12 protein-coding genes are annotated in these 14,270 nt (G+C 66.0%); 7 read left to right on the forward strand and 5 right to left on the reverse strand.

The features are described from left to right. Nucleotide 1: 1 nt before the first annotated feature. Nucleotides 2-799 (forward strand): serine/threonine protein kinase, encoded by a 798-nt coding sequence (locus J3E61_RS03025; protein ID WP_210082573.1) that lies wholly within the window; start codon nucleotides 2-4, stop codon nucleotides 797-799. Here the strand turns inward: J3E61_RS03025 and rsmA are convergent. From rsmA to J3E61_RS03040, 3 genes are all read right to left on the reverse strand, one after another. Further along, nucleotides 796-1,764: a 16S rRNA (adenine(1518)-N(6)/adenine(1519)-N(6))-dimethyltransferase RsmA gene (gene rsmA / locus J3E61_RS03030; RefSeq protein ID WP_192727029.1), complete on the reverse strand. Its 969-nt coding sequence runs from the start codon at nucleotides 1,762-1,764 to the stop codon at nucleotides 796-798. The two genes, J3E61_RS03025 and rsmA, sit on opposite strands and share 4 nt — an antisense overlap. After that, the gene (locus tag J3E61_RS03035) at nucleotides 1,761-2,825 is read right to left on the reverse strand and encodes a transglycosylase family protein (protein ID WP_210085412.1); all 1,065 of its coding nucleotides are present in this window, start codon (nucleotides 2,823-2,825) and stop codon (nucleotides 1,761-1,763) included. Before J3E61_RS03035 ends, rsmA begins: the two co-directional genes overlap by 4 nt. Nucleotides 2,826-2,970: 145 nt before the next feature. Next, nucleotides 2,971-3,813, reverse strand: coding sequence for a TatD family hydrolase (locus J3E61_RS03040; protein ID WP_210082574.1), 843 nt, complete (start codon nucleotides 3,811-3,813; stop codon nucleotides 2,971-2,973). 24 nt (nucleotides 3,814-3,837) lie between these two features. On the opposite strand from J3E61_RS03040, the gene J3E61_RS03045 reads away from it, so the two are divergent. The 6 genes from J3E61_RS03045 (at nucleotide 3,838) to J3E61_RS03070 (ending at nucleotide 11,236) form a co-directional block, all read left to right on the forward strand. Further along, complete coding sequence (locus J3E61_RS03045) at nucleotides 3,838-5,382, forward strand: methionine--tRNA ligase (RefSeq protein WP_210082575.1); 1,545 nt, start codon at nucleotides 3,838-3,840, stop codon at nucleotides 5,380-5,382. A 62-nt stretch (nucleotides 5,383-5,444) separates the two neighbouring features. Continuing rightward, nucleotides 5,445-6,746, forward strand: a complete 1,302-nt coding sequence (locus J3E61_RS03050) for an NtaA/DmoA family FMN-dependent monooxygenase (RefSeq protein ID WP_192726977.1) — start codon at nucleotides 5,445-5,447, stop codon at nucleotides 6,744-6,746. Then, a complete protein-coding gene (locus J3E61_RS03055; protein ID WP_210082576.1) occupies nucleotides 6,746-8,047 on the forward strand; it encodes an NtaA/DmoA family FMN-dependent monooxygenase in 1,302 nt (433 codons plus the stop codon). The genes J3E61_RS03050 and J3E61_RS03055 overlap by 1 nt, the downstream gene beginning before the upstream one ends. A gap of 2 nt (nucleotides 8,048-8,049) precedes the next feature. Beyond that, nucleotides 8,050-9,189, forward strand: coding sequence for a 3,4-dihydroxy-2-butanone-4-phosphate synthase (gene ribB, locus J3E61_RS03060; RefSeq protein ID WP_210082577.1), 1,140 nt, complete (start codon nucleotides 8,050-8,052; stop codon nucleotides 9,187-9,189). After that, nucleotides 9,189-10,370, forward strand: a complete 1,182-nt coding sequence (locus tag J3E61_RS03065) for an MFS transporter (protein WP_210082578.1) — start codon at nucleotides 9,189-9,191, stop codon at nucleotides 10,368-10,370. The genes ribB and J3E61_RS03065 overlap by 1 nt, the downstream gene beginning before the upstream one ends. 56 nt (nucleotides 10,371-10,426) lie before the next feature. Then, nucleotides 10,427-11,236: a GntR family transcriptional regulator gene (locus J3E61_RS03070; protein WP_210082579.1), complete on the forward strand. Its 810-nt coding sequence runs from the start codon at nucleotides 10,427-10,429 to the stop codon at nucleotides 11,234-11,236. 1,157 nt (nucleotides 11,237-12,393) lie between these two features. Here J3E61_RS03070 and J3E61_RS03075 read toward each other — a convergent pair. Further along, complete coding sequence (locus J3E61_RS03075) at nucleotides 12,394-13,389, reverse strand: ABC transporter permease subunit (protein ID WP_192726982.1); 996 nt, start codon at nucleotides 13,387-13,389, stop codon at nucleotides 12,394-12,396. Beyond that, nucleotides 13,389-14,267 (reverse strand): ABC transporter permease, encoded by an 879-nt coding sequence (locus tag J3E61_RS03080; RefSeq protein WP_210082580.1) that lies wholly within the window; start codon nucleotides 14,265-14,267, stop codon nucleotides 13,389-13,391. The genes J3E61_RS03075 and J3E61_RS03080 overlap by 1 nt, the downstream gene beginning before the upstream one ends. Nucleotides 14,268-14,270 lie beyond the last annotated feature (3 nt).

A 14,270-nucleotide genomic window follows, 5' to 3' on the forward strand; every position in this document is an offset into this window, starting at 1 on the left:
CGTGGTGACACTCGGCGGCTTCTACGAGGGCTATGTCATCGACGCCGCGCTCGGCCACGGGGGCTATGCGACGGTGTATCTGGCACATGACGCCACGGCCCCGGATCGCCGTGTGGCGCTGAAGATTCTCGACGATTTTCACCGTCGCCCTGCCCAGATCGCCCGGCTCCAACGGGAATTCGACTTCGCCCACCAGCTCGACCATCCACACATCATCAAGATGTACGAATGCGGCGAGGGTTGGCTGGCAATGGAATTGGTCGACGGCGGCACCGCGACCAAGTTGGTCGGCCTGCCCGACAAGCTGGCTGCGCTGGCCCAGATCGCCGACGCACTGGACTACGCCCATCGGCTCGGCATCGTGCACTGTGACGTCAAGCCTTCGAATATCCTTGTATCGCTGCCCTTTTCGTCACGCGGCGCGGTGCTGATCGACTTCGGCGTCGCGCACGCGGTTGCCGAGGACATGCGCCACAGGCCCACACACGTTGAGGCGTCGCTGCCCTACTCGGCGCCCGAATTACTGCGCGGGCAGGCGCCGTCGGCAGCAACCGACGAATATGCACTGGCGTGTACTGCTTTCGAATTGATCACGGGCTCGCCGCCGTTCACCGCGGCTACGTCGATGGAACTGGTTGACGAGCAACTGCACGCTCCACCGCCGAAGCTCTCCCGCAAAGTCAGGTGGTTGCCGCACGCCTTCGACTCGATGATGAGCAAAGCGTTGGCGAAAACCCCGGACAACAGGTACGACTCCTGCGCGGAGTTCATCGCGTTGATCACGCGCGCGCTGCGTTAGATCACGCGAAACTGCGGCTGCTGCGCCGGCTGCTCCTGGGTCTGCGGTTCGGCGGGCTGCGTCACGGCGGGCTGTGGCGGGGCAGGCGCGGCAGGCGTGGCCTCCCACTCTCCAGAGCGCTGCAGCAGCCGAACGAAGTCCGCCACCGACAACGTCTCGCCGCGGCGGGACGGGTCGATGCTGGCGGCCAACAGGCGTCGGGCCGACTCGTTGCCCGAACCCGCCCACTCGGCGAACGCGTTGCGCGACGTCTTGCGCCGCTGCGCGAACGCGACGTCGATCAGGTTGAACACCTGGGTGCGGAAGTCGGCGTCGGTCGGCCACGGCGAGACCTCGTGCCGGTCGATGCGGACCAGCCCGGAATACACCCGCGGAATGGGCCAGAACACCGTCGGCGACACCATGCCGTAGCGCCGCACGTTGCCGTAGAACCGGACCTTCACGCTTGGCACGCCGTACTCCTTGCCACCGGGTTCGGCGGCCAGTCGCTCGGCGACCTCGGCCTGCACCATCACCATCACCGTCCGGATCGACGGGAACTCGGCGAGCAGGTGCAGCAGGGCTGGAACGGCGACGTTGTAAGGCAGGTTGGCCACCAGCGCGGTGGGCTGCTCTTCGAGGTCGGGCGGATGCACTGTGAGGACGTCGCGGTTGAGCACCGTGAGCCGGTTGATCTCGCTGTGCGAATGCTCGGCGATGGTCTTCGGCAGCTGACGGGCCAGCACGGGATCGATCTCGACGGCCGTCACCCTGGCACCCCTGTCGAGCAGGGCCAGTGTCAACGAGCCGAGGCCGGGACCGACCTCGAGAACATGGTCGTGCCGATTGACACCGGAGGCCGAAACGATACGGCGAACGGTGTTCGCGTCATGGACGAAGTTCTGGCCGAAAGACTTTCGGGGCCTGAAGTCGATCTCTTTCGCCAGGTGTCGTATCTCGGTCCGCCCGAGGAGTCGAATAGTCAGCGCGCTCCAATCCTCCCGCTACACACGGGCCACGCGCCCCAACCTTGTCGCGCCCGAGTGACCTCAGCAATCGCGATCTGTTCTTCTCTTGTAGCCAGATCCGCCCTCGGAGCATACCGCAGACCGCCCTGTCGTTCCCAGGTGTTTTGGTCGAATTGAACGCCACCGTAAAATCCATTGCCGGTATTGATGGCCCAGTTACCTCCGGCTTCGCACCGAGAGAGGGCATCCCAGACAGGTCCGTTTGTTACCGGGGGAACTTCTGTGCCCGGCTTGGCGCCGATGCGAAGCACGCCGTCGCGGGCCGGATTCACAACGACATTGGCTACTGGCAACCTGCCGGTCTCCACGCCGTTGACGGTCGCGACGGCGAAGGTGACGTCTTGGGTGCCCGGCGTCCCCGGGTCCTCGACGACCTGACGGCTCATGTTCAGCGTGGGGTCGGGGACCTGCTTGTTGTCGGGCTGCAACGGCATGCGCTCGGTGACTTTGTCGATCCGGATGCGGGTCACCTGGATCTGCATGTTGTCGACGATCGGCGCCCACGCGTTGGGCACGACGGCATCCTTCTGCATCAGCGGAACACCCGCAGCTTCGAGCAGAGCCGCGACGTTCGGAGCTGCGATGCGCAGCGTGCGAATCACGCCAGCGTCGTTGAGCTGCACCGTTTTTGCGCTCACCACGGGCAGTGACATACCGGCAAGCGGGACGCGACTGCCGCGGGATGCGGCGGCAGGCGCCTTGTCACTCATCCGCAACTGCGCCAGTGCTTCGTCGACGGTCGACGCGGTGGTCCAGACCTGCCTGCTGTTCTGTCCGTCAAGCGAAATCTGGAGGGGCCGACTGCGGCGAAGCACGATCGATTCTGACTGGTGCACCTCGTCGTTGGCTGCCGGGTAGAGGTCGTCGCGCTCGCCGACGTCGAAGCCGTTCTCCTTGACGACATCGATCACGCGCGACTTCATCGTGGCAACCGTCATTTCGGAGCCGTCGACGGTCAGTTTGACAGTCTTGTGCGCGGCGACGGCGTACCCGCCCGCGAAGGTGAGTGCGAGCAACATCGCACCAACCAGCAGGCGAAGCATCGGCGAGCGCGCTTCGTGAAGCTTATTAAGAGTATTCAATTGCCTGGTCTATCCCCGACTATCGGACGGTCGTCGGCTGGGCCGACCCCCCCGTTCGATCACAGCACGGTAACGAATCGGCCTAGGGGCGGCAACTCTCCAGCCCATACGCACGTAGGGCAGTTGCAGTACTTGCCTGGGCAAGGTCTTCTGCCGGGCGCTCGACGACTTCGGCGAGCGCCCTCACTGTGTAGGGCAGGCAGTACGGCTCGTTCGGGGCCCCACGATACGGGTGCGGGGTCAAAAACGGCGCATCGGTCTCGACGAGCAGCTGGTCAGCCGGGATCAGCCGGGCGGCTTCGCGCAGCGCTTTTGCGTTTTTGAAGCTGACCGTGCCGGACAGGCTGAGCAGCCAGCCGTTGGCCACACATGTGCGGGCCATCGCCGCGTCCGACGAGAAGCAGTGGAAGATCACCGTCTCCGGTGCCCCCTCGGCGGCCAGGACGTCGAGGACCTCGCTGTCGGCGTCGCGGTTGTGGATCATCAGCGGCTTGCCGGTGCGCTTGGCGAGGTCGATATGCCAGGCGAAGGCGTCGCGCTGGGCGGCGGGTTCGGCGCAGCCGTCGAGCTTGCCCGGCCAGTACATGTCCATGCCGGTCTCGCCGATCGCGACGACGCGCGGGTGCCCGGCCAGTCGCTCGATGACGGCCTTGGCCTCGTCGGTGAGCGCGTCGGCGCGCGTCGGGTGCAGTGCGACGGCCGCGTAGACGCGTGAGTCGGCGTCAGCGGCCTCGGTCACCCAGCGCGCGGAGTCCAGGTCGTCGGCGATGGTGACGACGGCCTGCACGCCCACCGCAGCGGCACGGTCGACGATCGCGGTCACGCTGGCGGCATCGGTGGCACCGCAGGCGTCCAAGTGGGTGTGCGCGTCGATCAGCGGGGTCAGCGGCTCCGGTGCGGGCGGCGCCGGACGCTTCTGATTCACGACAACACCATAAGGTGAGGACAAATGAGTGAGCCGTACTACATCACGACAGCCATCGCCTACCCGAACGGCGACCCGCACGTCGGACACGCCTACGAATACATCGCCACCGACGCGATCGCGCGGTTCAAGCGACTCGACGGCTACGACGTGCGCTTCCTCACCGGCACCGATGTACACGGGCAGAAGATGGCCGAGACCGCGGCGGCCCAGGACATTCCGGCGGCCGAACTGGCGCGCCGCAATTCCGACGTGTTCCAGCGGATGCAGGAGCGGCTCAACATCTCCTTCGACCGGTTCATCCGCACCTCGGATGCCGACCACTACGAGGCGTCCACGGAGATTTGGCGCCGGATGAACGAGGCAGGCGACATCTACCTCGACGCCTACAAGGGCTGGTACTCGGTGCGCGACGAGCGCTTCTTCACCGAGGCCGAGACGGTCGTCGGCCCCGACGGCGTGCGCATCGCAGGAGAAACCGGGGCGCCGGTGACGTGGACCGAGGAGCAGACGTACTTCTTCAAGCTGTCGGCTTACGCCGACCGGCTGCTCGCGCTCTACGAGGAGCATCCGGAGTTCATCGAGCCCGAGGTGCGGCGCAACGAGGTGGTCAGCTTCGTCTCCGGTGGGCTGCGCGACCTTTCGATTTCGCGGACGACGTTCGACTGGGGTGTGCCGGTGCCCGATCACCCGGATCACGTGATGTACGTGTGGGTGGACGCGCTGACGAATTACCTGACGGGCGTTGGCTTTCCGGACACTTCATCGGAGTTGTTCAAGCGGTTCTGGCCGGCCGACCTGCACATGATCGGCAAGGACATCATCCGGTTCCACACGGTGTACTGGCCGGCGTTTCTGATGTCGGCGGGAATCGAGTTGCCGCGCAAGGTCTTTGTGCACGGCTTCCTGCTCAACCGCGGCGAGAAGATGAGCAAGTCGGTTGGCAACGTCGTCGACCCGCTGAATCTGATCGACACGTTCGGCGTGGACCAGGTGCGCTACTTCTTCCTGCGCGAGGTGCCGTTCGGGCAGGACGGCAGCTACAGCGAAGACGCGATCATCGGCCGCATCAACGCCGACCTGGCCAACGAGTTGGGCAATCTGGCACAGCGCTCGCTGTCGATGGTGGCCAAGAACCTCGACGGAAAAGTCCCTGAGCCAGGCGAATTCACCGCCGAGGACAAGTCGCTGCTGGAGTTGGCCGATGCGCTGATGGACCGGGTCCGCAGCCATTACGACGCCACCGCAATGCATCTCGCGCTCGAGGCGATCTGGTCGGTGCTGTCCGCCGCTAACAAATACTTCTCCGCACAGGAGCCGTGGGTGTTGCGCAAGACCGACGAAGACCGGTTCCGGACTGTGCTGTACACGACGCTGGAGACGGTGCGGATCGCCACGCTGCTTTCCCAGCCGGTGATGCCGGAGTCGACGGGCAAGCTGCTCGAGTTGCTCGGCCAGGCCGAGGATCAGCGGAGCTTCGCGGCCATCGGCACGCGGCTGGCGCCGGGCACCACGCTGCCCGCCCCGGTCGGGGTGTTCCCGCGCTACGTTCCCGCCGAGCAGGCGTAGCGCAATCTCGGCGGTACCACGCCGACACGTTGAGGTAACGCGTCCCGACTTCCCTTGAGGGCATGACCAACATGTTCCATCTGGGATGGTTTCTGAACTTCGTCGCCGACGAGTGGAACGGAAACTGGGGCGACGGCGGCCGCGACTTCACCGGCGACTTCTACGTCGAAATGGCCAAGGATCTCGAGCGCGCCAAGTTCGACTATGTGCTGATCGAGGACAAGCTCATGGTGTCGACCGCCTACGGCGGCACCATGGAGCACGACCTCAAGCACGGTGTGAATCCCAAACACGATCCGGTTCCGCTCGCGGTGCTGATGGCCGCCGCCACCACCCGACTCGGGGTCGTCCCGACGATGTCGACGAGTTTCTATCCGCCGTTCCTGCTGGCCCGGCTGTGCAGCACCATCGACCACATCGCGCGCGGCCGGTTCGGCTGGAACGTCGTCACCTCGGGTGAGGATCGCGCCGCGCAGAACTTCGGGCTCGACAAGCTCTACGAGCACGACGAGCGCTACGCAATGGCAAGCGAGTACCTGGAATTGGTGAGCAAGCTGTGGGAGTCGTGGGAGCCCGACGCCATCGAGCGCGACTACATGACCGGGACCTACGCCAACTACAAGAAGGTCCACACGATCGACTTCGAGGGCAAGTACTACAAGTCGCGAGGCCCACTGAACACCGCACCGTCACCGCAATACCGCCCGACCATCGCCCAGGCGGGGGCGTCGCCGCCGGGACGCGAGCTTGCCGCGCAACACGCCGACACGATCGTCGCGCCCGCCAATGGCGTGGAAGCGATGAAGGCCTACCGCGACGACATCCACGCGAGGATGAAGGCCAACGGCCGCGACCCGTCACACTGCAAGCTGCTATATCTCGTCACCCCGATCGTCGCCGACACCCACGAGGAGGCGTTGGCCAAGCGGGAGCGGTGGTTCAACGATCCGCTCTACATCGAGTACATGCTGGCCGAGATCTCGTCGATCACCGAGATCGACTTCGCCCAGTTCGATCTCGACGAACCGGTGCCCTCAGACGTGTCGACCAACGGCGAGCGCGGCGCGCTTGAGAGCTTCCTGGCCCGCGGAAAGGGCAAGACACTGCGCGAAATCGTCACCGGGAGCGGCCTTTCCGGCAATGTCCCGTTCATCGGCACGCCAGCAGAGGTCGCCGATGAAATGGGGGCGGTGATGGACGAGGTCGGAGGTGACGGCTACCTGATCACCAGCCCGGTGATGCGGCTGAACCGCCGCTACGTCACCGAGATCACCGATGGCCTGATCCCGGAGCTACAGAAACGCGGCCTTGTCCGCTCGGAGTACACCACCACCATGCTTCGCGACCACCTGCGTGAGTTCTGATGACCGACAAGCGATTTCACCTCGGCTGGTTCATGAACTTCACCGCAAACGAGTGGAACTCTCCGTTCGGCAACGACGGAAACCCCTGGAACGGGAAGTTCTACATCGAGATGGCCCAGGCGATGGAGAAGGCCTGCTTCGACTACATCATGATCGAGGACACGCTGATGGTGTCCGAGGCCTACGGCGGCAACTCCGAGGCGTACCTGAAGTACGCGACCATGGCGCCCAAGCACGACCCGGCACCGCTGGCCGCGATCATGGCCGCGGCCACCTCGAAAATGGGCGTCGTCGCAACCATGTCGACGACCTTCTACCCGCCGTTCCTGCTCGCCCGGCTTGCCTCGACGCTCGACAGCATCGCCGAGGGACGCTTCGGCTGGAACATCGTCACCTCCGGTGAGGACGGTTCGGCGCAGAACTTCGGCATGGACAAGCTCACCGAACACGACCTGCGCTACGACATCGCCGACGAGTACGTCGACCTGGTGTGTCAGCTGTGGAATTCGTGGGAGCCGGACGCGGTGATCCGCGACCGGGAGACCAACACCTACGCCGACTTCAAGAAGGTGCACGCAATTCACTTCGCGGGCAAGTACTTCAAGTCCCGCGGCCCGCTGAACACGGTGCGCTCCCCGCAGGGCCAACCCACCTTCGTGCAGGCCGGCGGATCCCCGAAGGGACGCCAGTTCGCGGCGAAATACGCAGACTCGATCATCGCCGTCGCCAACGGGGTGGAGGGGATGAAGTCCTACCGCGACGACGTGCGGGCCAGGGCCGCGGCGCAGGGCCGCAACCCCGACGACATCAAGGTGCTGTTCGTCGTGAGCCCGACCCTCGGTGAGACCGAACAGGAGGCGCTGGCCCGCAAGCAGGCCGCCTCGGAGGACCCGGCGTTCTTCGAGCAGTCGTTGGCCAGCATCTCGTCGGTCACCGACATCGACTTCTCGGTCTATGACCTCGACGAACCGCTTCCGCCACTGGAGACCAACGGCGAGCGCGGCTCCCTCGACAAGTTCGCGCAGTGGGGCAGCGGTAAAACGCTGCGCCAGTTGGTCCTTGACGCTGGCGGAACGTCGGACTCCATCGAGTTGGTCGGCACCCCCGATCAGGTCGCCACCAAGATGGGCGAGGCGATGGAAGCCGTTGGCGGCGACGGCTTCCTCATCAGCACCAACCGGGTGAGCAGGGCCTACATCACCGAGATCTGCGAAGGACTCATCCCCGCGCTGCAGCGCCAGGGACTGGCCCGCACCGAGTACACGCACGCGCACCTGCGAGACACTCTGCGCGAGTTCTGAGCATGGGCGTCATCGGGATCCGCAGGCGCGCACACCACGCAGGCGATCCTGTCGGAGCGGCGGTCAGCGCGTTGCGCGCAGGCCGGATGGTCATCGTCGTCGACGCCGAAAACCCGCACGACGACGGCGATCTCATGCTCGCCGCCTCGCACGCAACACCCGAGCGGGTGGCATTCATGGTGCGCCACACGGGCGGCATCCTGTGCGTGCCCATGCCGGCCGCCGACCTCGACCGCCTGCACCTGCCGCCGATGGTCGCGGTCAGCGAGGACTCACGCGGCATCGGATACGCGGTTTCGGTGAACGCGCGCACGGGCATCACCACCGGTATCTCGGCCGCCGACCGGGCCCGCACGATCTCACTGCTCGCCGACCCCAACACTGAACCGCGCGATCTGATTCGGCCCGGTCATGTGTTTCCGCTGCGGGCCGTGGACGGCGGCGTGCTGCGCCGGGCGGGTCACACCGAGGCGGCCGTCGACCTGACACAAATGGCCGGACTGCCGCCCGTCGCGGTGATGGGCGAAGTCGTCGACGACGACGGCAGGGTGGCGCGCGGCGCACGATTGCGCGCCTTCGCCGCCAAACACGGCCTGGCGATCGTGACGATGTCCGAGTTGATCGCCTATCGGCATCGCACCGAACGACTCGTCGAGTGCAAGGCAAGCAGCAGGCTGCCGACGGAGCACGGTGAGTTCCAGGCCTACGGCTTCAGGTCCGTGCTGGACGGTCGCGAACACATCGCATTGGCGATGGGAGACATTGCCGGACAAACTATTTCGCTGCCGCTGGTGCGGGTGCAAGTGGAGTGTCTGACGGGCAATGTCTTCGCGTCCGCCGGCTGTGATTGCCATGGCGAATTGCAGCGCGCGATGCAGATGATCGCCGCCGAGGGTCGCGGCGTCGTGGTCTACCTTCGCGGCCACGAGCGCAGACACGCGCATCACCTCGAGGACGCCGGCGCAGATGCGCGCGACTACGGTCTTGGCGCACAAATCCTCGCCGACCTCGGGGTGCGGCGGATGCGGCTACTGACGAATCACCCGGTCAAACGCATCGGGCTGGAGGCGTTCGGCCTCGAGGTCGCCGAGACGGTGGGTCTGCCGTTCGCCGCCTCTTCGCGCCTCGCATCGACATCCTGATGACGCAGGCACGGTGCGGGCCGATCCCGCGGTCGCGATGGTTCCTGCCCTTGATGGCCGCGAGCGGTGTCGCCATGAGCCTCACCGCCCCGCTGGAAGTCCTTTTCGTGCGCGAGTTCTGGCACAACAGCATCTACATCGGCGTCTTCATGCTGAGCGCGGCGTTGGGCGTGATCGTGATCGACGTATTCGGCACCAGATTCGTCCCGCGGCTTGACTCAAGGGCAGCGCTGACCATCGGACTTTGCCTGTTCGGCGCGGCGTGCATCGGCATGGGCCTGGCGTCCGGCGGCGTCCTTCTGATGGCGTCGCGAGTCATGCAGGGCTTTGGTGGCGGCGTGGTGCTCGGCGCCGGACTGCAGGCCGCGGTTCGCGTCGATAGTGCCACCGGCGACATCGCCCGCTCGCTCGGCCGCTTCAACGCGGCCTTCCTGTTCGGCGGCGCTGTCGGCTCACCGGGTGGCCTGTTGGTTGCGGGTCTCATCGCGGGACGGGCCGGCTATCAGATCGCGTTCGTCGTCACCGGCGGGCTGGCCGTGGTCGTCGCTGCCGCGCTGGCCGCCGCCCTGCCCAGCCTCGCCGCGCCGCCCGAGTCACCGCCGCCGCGAATCAGCCTGCCCAAGTTGGACAGGACACCAGGCAGCGGTGCCGCGCTCATCCTGGCGATGAGCGGCGACTTCTTGCGTGGCGGCGTGTTGTTCACCGCGCTCCCGCTGGCAGGAGCCGCCCGCGAGTACCCGACGATCACGATCACCGCGGCCATCGCACTGATGTCAGGTGTCGAGATCGCCGTTCTTGCAGTGGCTTATCGCATCATCCGGCACATCGGGGTCGTCGCGGTGCTCATCACGTCATTCGCGTTGGGCATGGTGTGCGCGACGCTGCTTGCCCTGATCCCCGGCGCGACAACGTATCTGGTGGCATCGGCATTGTTCGGTGTCAGCCTGGCGGGAGCGACCGCAAGTCTTCCCGTAATGGTCGTGGCCCAGGTCGGCGAGTCCTCGGCGGGTCTTGCGAAGTTCCGGATTTCAGCGGGCATCGGTTTGCTCGCGGGCTCGGTCGGCTGCGCGGTGCTCGAGGCTCAGATCGGGATCGCAGCGCTGTTCGCCCTCATCGCGATCGTTTTGTTAGGTAGCGCACAGTTGGCCCACGTGGTCGGCCGCGGGATGCCCGCAACGTAACTCGGGCGAATCAACGACGCCCGGATCCGTTAACAATCGCGGTGTCCAATGAACGCGTGTCAACACGTGAACCATCCTCATATGCAGCATGTCGTGCGCGGTTGTTGCCGACCGGTCAGGTCCCGCCGGAGGTGCTCTACCAACGTCAGCGGCAAAGCCCGGACCGGCTGAACAACTCGGCAAGGCGCACCTATGACCTGCTGCGCTCGACGCTGGTCAGCGGCGGCAGGCACATGCCTCTCGTTGAACGAGACCTCACCGACGCACTGTCCGCGAGCCGCAACACCATCCGGACCGTGCTGCAGCAACTCGCCCGCGAGGGGCTTGTCACCCGCGAGCCCAAGAACGGGACACGGGCCACCGGTTCGTTGCTGTTGCGCATCGACCAGCTGAGCCCGGTCGCGCAATTCGCCACCGAACCCTCCAGCACGGTCGAGGCGCGCACCCTGGAGCGCCGTCTGCTGGGCTGCCCGCCGATGGTGCGTGACCGGCTACGGCTGCCTTTCGGCTGGACCGTGCTGATGATCGAAAGCCTGGTGCTGGAAAACGGTCTGCCGCTGGGATTGTCGGTCAATTACATCGCCCTCAGCGAGGACGAGTCGCCGGACTTCGACATCGAGGAGCCCGACGTCATTTTGATCCTCGAGCGCCAGCTCGGGGTTCGCATCGGCGGCAGTCAAACCACCATCGGCGCGGTCGCCGCCGACGAGCAGACCGCCGAGCTCATCGGGGTCGACGTCGGCGCTCCGCTGGTCTGGCTCGAGGACGTCATCGAGGATGAGAACGCCCAGCCGCGCGCGCTCGCCCAGCTCCGGCTGCGCGGCGATCGAGTCGCCTTCTCCGCCAACGCTTATCGCTCCGCGTGAAGTCAGCAGCGTGACGACGAGCGCGACCAGCCCGATGAAGGCCGACAACAGCATTGCCAGCCGCGCACCGAACAGACTGGATGTCACGCCGAGGATCACCATGCCTGTCGGTAGCGCGACGCCGATGGTCGTGGTGATAAGCCCGAGCGCGGCGGCGCGTTCATGCGGTGCGACCGCGGTGAACGGCAACGTCGCCTGCGTCGAGCCGAAGAGCGCCTGGCCGATTCCCGCCACACCCAAGGCAAGCAGGGCGACGGTCAAAACCGGTGTGTAGGACAGTATCCCGAGGCCGAACAGGCACAGCACGACACCGGCGGTGTACGTGGGGATCGGATGCCGCGCCGGCCGGACGATCAGTGCCGCGGCGATCACCAGTTGCACAATGCCTGCGGTCGCGCCGATCAGCCCTGCCATCGCCGGGCCCGCGCCAAGGTGCTTGGCGATCACCGGTACCAGCGGTGTGAACGCGAAGTAGCACAGGTTGCAGATCAACGTCACCAGCAGAATCACCGCAAGCGGTCGCGAGGTGCGCAGCAGTCGCCAGTGGCCGCTGCCCACGGGTGTCGCCGCGGTTGCTCCGCGTGGTTGGGCGGGCAGGTGGCGTGTCGAGAGCCACAGCAGCGGCGCCGAACAGGCGAGCAGCGCGGCCGGAACGCCGAATGCGACGCCGAGGTCGAACTTCGCGATGGTGATCCCGCCGATGAGCGGCCCCAGCATCATCGCGCTCGCCATGCCCGCGAGTTCGGTGTTCAGCACGCGCATCGAGCGAAGCGGACCTGCCATCCCGAACAGCAGTGCGCGCTGCGCGGTCATGTTGACCATGCCACCGAATCCGAATGCCACTTCGTACGGGAAGACCATCCACGTCGCGACGGCTCCACTGCAGACGAGCAGGGCCATCACCACCGAAATGGGCAGCAGCACAAGCTCGGTGACCAGAACCAGTCTGCGGTGGTCGAGGTCGACCCGAGTGGACACGTAGGTGCCGAGCAACATCGGGGCGAACATGGCGACGCCGACGAACTGGTTGGCGATCGGCTGCCCACCCAGGTGGGTGACCAGGTACGTCCCCAGGAACAGGCCGCCCCACCGCGTGAGATGCCACATCCACGAGCTGATCAGCAGCCAAGGCAACGAACCGCCCAACTGCTCGCGTGTCAGAGTGCCACCCGCGGATCCGCGATCGACTGCATGAGGTCGACAGCGATGTTGGTCAGCACATAGAGCAGGCCGACGGCCAGCGTCACGCCTGCGATCGCGTTGAAATCGGCCTTGTCGATGGCGCGGGAGATGTACAGCCCGATACCCGGTCGGGCGAAAATCAACTCGACGAGAATGCAGTTGCCGACCATCAGCGCCAGCTGCAGGCCGATCAACGCGAACACCGGGCCGACGGAGTTGCGCAGCGAATGCATGATAAGAATCTGCTTCTCCCCCAGCCCTTTTGCGCGCGCCGTTCGGGTGTGGTCGGCCCGCTGCGTCGCCTCCAGGCTGCTGCGCAACACCCGCCCGACGGCCGCGGCCGGTGTCAGCGCCAGGCAAAACGCGGGCAGCACAAGGTGATACAGGTCGTCGAAGAACACTTCGGGTCGCCCGGCCAATAGGCTGTCGACGAGCAGGAAGTGCGTCGGGCCGGTCGGGGCGTCGATGTAGGACGTTTGATCGGTGACCGGCAGAATGTTGAGCCAGCGGTAGAACACCAGCATGCCGAGCAGGCAGGCCAGAAACACCGGCACCGACGCGCCGGACACCATCATCACTCGCAGTACCCCGGACCCTCGCCAGCCCTGTGCCGTGGCCAGGCCCATGAAGAAGCCGATGACCACCGTGAAGACGAGCGCAACGAAGAGCAATTCGAGCGTCACCGGCAGGAACTGCGCGAGGTCGGCCAGCACGGGGGTGCGGGTGACGCTCGACTCGCCGAGATCGCCCCTGACCGCATGCGTCAGGTACTGCCAAAACTGCACGGGCAGTGGGGAATCCAGGCCCAGCTTGTGCCGCGCCGCCTCGTACACCTCCGGCGAGGCCTTGGCGCCGACGAGCGCGGCGACGGGGTCCACCGGCGCCACCTTCTGCAGCGTAAAGACCGCAAGGACGAGCACGAGCAGAACGGGGATCGCGCCGAGCAGACGCCTCGGCAGGACGGTCAGCATCAGCGGTCGCGGATCCGGTCGCGGATCGCGTCGCCCGCGAAGTTCGCGACGATCGCGATGACCGCAACGGCGAAAGCAGGCACGATCGGAATCCACCAGGCGCTGAAGATGTAGGTGACGCCCTGCGCGCTCATCGAACCGAGTTCGGGTGCAGGCTGCGGCGCACCGAGACCGAGGAACGACAGGCCCGCCACCATCAGGACCAGAGCCGCGATGTCGAGGCTTGCTGTCACGATCGTGACGGGTATCGCGCCGGGCAGCAGATGGCGGTACATCAGCCGCCACCAACCGGCACCGCCCACCTTCGCCGCTTCCAGGTGCGGCGAGGCTTTCAACCTCCGGACCTCCGACCGCACGATCCGCGTGTAGAGCGGCCACCAGACGATCGCGACGCCGATCAGCGTATGGGTGTAGGACCGCCCGATCGCGGCCACCACCGCCAGCGCCAGGATCGGTCCCGGAAGCGAGAGGAACGCGTCGGTCACGCGCATCAGCACGGCGTCGAACCAACCGCCGCACGCTCCGGCGATGAGCCCGACCAGACCACCGAACAGCACCCCGAACGCGCACACCGCAAGTGCACCGAACCAGCTGCTCTGCATGCCGGCCAGGACCCGGCTGAGCACGTCCCGTCCGACGGTGTCGGTGCCGAGCAGGTTGACGGCGTTCGGGGCCGTCATCGGCTGCCCGACGGCGGCCAGCGGGTCGTAGGGCGCGATCTGCCTTGCGAAGATCGCGATCAGCATCACCGCGGCCAACGCGCCGAACGCGACGTAGCTGGGCACCGAGGTGCCGTGGAAGTATTGCCTGACCGAAAAGCCGATGCGGCTTCGGTACCGCACAAGTGGTGCGGGTACGTAGTATTCCGCGACCGCCATTGA

This window comes from Mycobacterium sp. OAE908 (assembly GCF_017872775.1).
Lineage (GTDB): Bacteria > Actinomycetota > Actinomycetes > Mycobacteriales > Mycobacteriaceae > Mycobacterium.

What these genes read in the sequence shown, in the direction of transcription:
- J3E61_RS03035 (WP_210085412.1), bottom strand. Translation starts at nt 2,825, where the DNA reads ATGTTGCTCGCACTCACCTTCGCGGGCGGGTACGCCGTCGCCGCGCAC.
- J3E61_RS03045 (WP_210082575.1), top strand. Translation starts at nt 3,838, where the DNA reads ATGAGTGAGCCGTACTACATCACGACAGCCATCGCCTACCCGAACGGC.
- J3E61_RS03050 (WP_192726977.1), top strand. Translation starts at nt 5,445, where the DNA reads ATGACCAACATGTTCCATCTGGGATGGTTTCTGAACTTCGTCGCCGAC.
- J3E61_RS03055 (WP_210082576.1), top strand. Translation starts at nt 6,746, where the DNA reads ATGACCGACAAGCGATTTCACCTCGGCTGGTTCATGAACTTCACCGCA.
- ribB (WP_210082577.1), top strand. Translation starts at nt 8,050, where the DNA reads ATGGGCGTCATCGGGATCCGCAGGCGCGCACACCACGCAGGCGATCCT.
- J3E61_RS03065 (WP_210082578.1), top strand. Translation starts at nt 9,189, where the DNA reads ATGACGCAGGCACGGTGCGGGCCGATCCCGCGGTCGCGATGGTTCCTG.
- J3E61_RS03075 (WP_192726982.1), bottom strand. Translation starts at nt 13,389, where the DNA reads ATGCTGACCGTCCTGCCGAGGCGTCTGCTCGGCGCGATCCCCGTTCTG.
- J3E61_RS03080 (WP_210082580.1), bottom strand. Translation starts at nt 14,267, where the DNA reads ATGGCGGTCGCGGAATACTACGTACCCGCACCACTTGTGCGGTACCGA.